The sequence below is a fragment of the Kocuria sp. SM24M-10 genome, from assembly GCF_001027955.1.
GTDB classification, from domain to species: domain Bacteria; phylum Actinomycetota; class Actinomycetes; order Actinomycetales; family Micrococcaceae; genus Kocuria; species Kocuria oceani.
The window spans coordinates 1-720 of the sequence record NZ_LDNX01000058.1 but is presented as its reverse complement, the minus strand read 5'-3'; the positions used below and the strand labels follow the sequence as shown (position 1 = coordinate 720).

The following is a 720-nucleotide window of genomic DNA, read 5'->3' as shown; positions in this document are numbered from 1 at the left end:
CTGGCCGGGTCTCCGGCCTACGCCCCGCCGTCCTCGTCGCCGTTCGTGGATGTTACTCCGGGCACGCCGTTCTACAAGGAGATGGCCTGGATGGCGGAGGTGGAGGTGTCGAAGGGCTGGTCGACCTCTCGAGGTGCTGAGTACCGTCCGGATGTGGCGGTGGCCCGTGACGCGATGGCTGCATTCCTCTACCGCCTGGCCGCAACGACCTTGTGACTTGGTGGTGGGCATTGCCTGCGGGAAAGGCACCCATCATGCACAGTACGAAGTGATGTAGACCACCAGCGGCGAGCCCGCATCTCCGAGCGGAACCAACGCGCCGCTTGATTGGACGCACTGGCGCCGAGCCGTTGCAGGTCCAGGAGGGTTTCACCGACACGCAGGCGGCGGATGCGGTTGCTTTGAGATCGCCGCGGCCTCGCTGGCGCGCCCGTGCGCAAGCGCACGGGCGGAACAGTCTTCCCATTTCACAGAGCGCATGGACCTGCAGAAACCGGGCCGCGTGCCCCGGTTTTCGGCACGTCGTCGAAAAAGCTCCGGGCAGGTGGCCGGTGGACTACGCAGAGAATTCGCCGAGTCGTGCCAGCCGCTGACGTGCGGCGGTCTCGCTCGGTCCCTGCTCGCCGAGGGCTGGTCAAGCCCCCTGGAGTGGTGTAGCGATCCTTCGTAGGGGAATTAGGCGGTGAGGGCGGTCAGGGAGTCGGGGTCGGCCATGGCTCC

General features: G+C 66.5%; 1 pseudogene. It reads left to right on the top strand.

Going from position 1 to position 720, the window contains the following annotated elements:
* Positions 1-216 (top strand): annotated as a pseudogene (locus ABL57_RS22235) (S-layer protein); the annotation flags it as partial.
* Between the last annotated feature and the right edge of the window lie 504 nt (positions 217-720).